The organism is Nocardioides sp. CPCC 206348, from assembly GCF_048654705.1.
Taxonomy (GTDB): domain Bacteria; phylum Actinomycetota; class Actinomycetes; order Propionibacteriales; family Nocardioidaceae; genus Nocardioides.
This window is the reverse complement of sequence record NZ_JBMCZA010000186.1, coordinates 15,890-18,590: the sequence shown is the minus strand read 5'-3', so window position 1 is coordinate 18,590 and position 2,701 is coordinate 15,890. Positions and strand designations below refer to the sequence as shown.

2 protein-coding genes and 1 pseudogene are annotated in these 2,701 nt (G+C 68.9%); 1 reads left to right on the top strand and 2 read right to left on the bottom strand.

Going from position 1 to position 2,701, the window contains the following annotated elements; all coding sequences use genetic code 11:
- Positions 1-137 precede the first annotated feature (137 nt).
- Both gltX and ACOADB_RS15330 read right to left on the bottom strand, forming a co-directional pair.
- The gene (gltX, locus tag ACOADB_RS15335; protein ID WP_378600256.1) at positions 138-1,604 is read right to left on the bottom strand and encodes a glutamate--tRNA ligase; all 1,467 of its coding nucleotides are present in this window, start codon (positions 1,602-1,604) and stop codon (positions 138-140) included.
- Entirely contained in the window at positions 1,601-2,413 is an 813-nt protein-coding gene (locus ACOADB_RS15330) for a fumarylacetoacetate hydrolase family protein (RefSeq protein WP_378600253.1), read from the bottom strand. Before ACOADB_RS15330 ends, gltX begins: the two co-directional genes overlap by 4 nt.
- A gap of 32 nt (positions 2,414-2,445) precedes the next feature.
- On the opposite strand from ACOADB_RS15330, the pseudogene ACOADB_RS15325 reads away from it, so the two are divergent.
- Positions 2,446-2,701, top strand: a pseudogene (locus tag ACOADB_RS15325) (hypothetical protein); the annotation flags it as partial.

Below are 2,701 nucleotides of genomic sequence, written 5' to 3'. Positions count from 1 at the left end.
CGATGAGTACCACCATCACGACCACGGACATCACGAGCTGCGCAGCCATCACGAGCAGCACGAGCAGCACCAGCCCCACCCACGGCCGCCACAGCCCACGCGGGCCGAGCCGCTGGAGCTGGTCGTACCTCAGATCCTCAGACAAGGGCGCTCTGCAGTCTCCCGAGGCTGCGGTCACGACCCAGCAGCTCCATCGACTCGAACAGCGGCGGCGAGATCCGGCGACCCGTGATCGCGACGCGCACCGGCCCGAAGGCGTTGCGCGGCTTGAGGCCCAGCCCGTCGACCAGCGCAGCCTGCAGGGCAGTCTGGATCGCGTCGGTCGACCACGTCGGCAGGTCCTTCACGGCGTCGTACGACGCCTGGATGACGGGACGCCCGGCCTCACCGAGCAGCTTCTCGGCGTCCTCGGGGTCCAGCGCGAAGTCGGCCTCGGCGACGAACAGGAAGTCGAGCATCGTGGGGGCCTCGGCCAGCTTGTTGATTCGCTCGGCGACGAGCGGCATCGCGAGCTCCAGGAGCTGCGCGTCGGCGTCGGAGACGGGATCGGACACGACGCCCTCGGCCTTGAGGAAGGGCAGCGCGCGGTGCGTGATCTCCTCGACCGAGAGCAGCCGCATGTGGGCCGCGTTGATCGCGTCGGCCTTCTTCAGGTCGAAGCGGGCCGGGTTCGGGACGACGTCGCCGATCTCGAACGCCTCGACCATCTCCTCGAGGCTGAAGATGTCGCGGTCCGCGGCGATCGACCAGCCGAGCAGCGCGAGGTAGTTGAGCAGGCCCTCGGGGAGGTAGCCCTTGTCGCGGTAGGCCAGCGCGTGCGCCTCGGGGTCGCGCTTGGAGAGCTTCTTGTTGCCCTCGCCCATGACGTAGGGGAGGTGGCCGAACTCCGGCGTCGCCTTGGCGATGCCGACCTCCTTGAGCGCCTCGTAGAGGGCGATCTGGCGCGGCGTGGAGGACAGCAGGTCCTCGCCCCGGAGCACGTGCGTGATCTCCATCAGCGCGTCGTCGACGGGGTTCACGAGCGTGTAGAGCGGGTCCCCGTTGGCGCGGCACAGCGCGAAGTCCGGGACGAACTCCGTCTCGAAGGTCACCTCGCCGCGGACCAGGTCGTTCCACGTGATCGAACCGTCGGGCATCCGGAACCGCACGATCGGCTGGCGGCCCTCGGCGACGAACGCCTCGGCCTGCGCCTGGCTGAGCTCACGGCAGAAGCCGTCGTACCCCTGGACCTTGGAGCCGGCAGCCTTGCGGCGCGCGGTGGCCTCCTCGGTGGTGCAGTAGCAGTCGTAGGTGAAGCTGCTGCCCTTCAGCTTCGCCAGCGCGTCGGCGTACAGGTCGCTCCGCTCGCTCTGCTTGTACGGCGCGAACGGACCACCGACCTCCGGGCCCTCGTCCCAGTCGAGGCCGAGCCAGCGCATCAGGTCGATGAGCGCGGTGTACGACTCCTCGGTGTTGCGCTCCTTGTCGGTGTCCTCGATGCGGAACACGAAGGTGCCGCCGTGGTGCCGCGCGAACGCCCAGTTGAAGAGGGCCGTTCGGACCAGGCCGACGTGGGGACTGCCCGTGGGCGAAGGGGCCATCCGGACCCGGACGTTGCTGGTCATGCGCGTGATTCCACCTTGTTCGTGAGGGTGCCGAGGCCTTCGATCGAGATCTCGATCTCGTCGCCGACCTCCATGGGGCCGACACCCTCGGGGGTGCCGGTGAGGATGACGTCGCCGGGCAGCAGGGTCATCACGCTGGAGACGTGCGCGATGAGGGCCGGGATGTCGTGGATCATGTCCGCGGTCGTGCCGTCCTGGACGACGTCGCCGTTGAGGAAGGTCTGGATCCGGCGGCCGTCGATGAAGTCCTGCGGGTCCAGGTCGGTCTCGATCCACGGGCCGAGCGGGCAGAACGAGTCGAAGCCCTTGGCACGGGTGAACTGGCCGTCGGTCTTCTGCAGGTCGCGGGCGGTGACGTCGTTGGCGATCGTGTAGCCGTGGATGACGTCGGTGGCCTGCTCGGCCGGGACGTCGCGGCAGATGCGACCGATGACGACGGCGACCTCGCCCTCGTAGCTGACGTGCTGCGACTGGCGGGGGTACTGGATGGCGTCGCCGGGGCCGACCACGCTGGTGTTCGGCTTGAGGAACATCAGCGGCTCGTCGGGAACCGGACCGCCCATCTCGGCGGCGTGGGCCGCGTAGTTCTTGCCGATGCCGATGACCTTGCTGCGCGGCAGGACGGGCGCCAGCAGGCGGACGTCCGCGAGCCGGTACTCCTTCTCGAGCAGCTTGATGCCGACGTAGAGCGGGTCGCCGACGAGAGCGACGACAACCGCGTCCTCGTCCGGCTGGCCGTACTCGTCGAGGTCTCCGGTCAGGACGCCGTAGGACGGCTCCTCGCCTGTGGTGAATCTGACGATGCGCACGCCCCGAGACTATCGACCTAGGCTTGCTCGTCGTGAATGCGGAGGAATGGCAGGAGCGGGCCCGGGCCCACGCCGCGCGCATCGATGGGTACGTCGCCCCGCACCTCGTCCGGCGCGACACCGGGATCAAGCACCCGGTGTTCGACTTCCTGTTCACCTACTACTCGCACCGGCCTGCGCAGCTGCGGCGCTGGCACCCGGGGTACGGCGTCGTACTCAGCGATGGCGAGGAGTACGCGGGCCTCAAGGGCTACGGGACGTCCGCTGGTCGAGGAGGTTGCGCAGCAA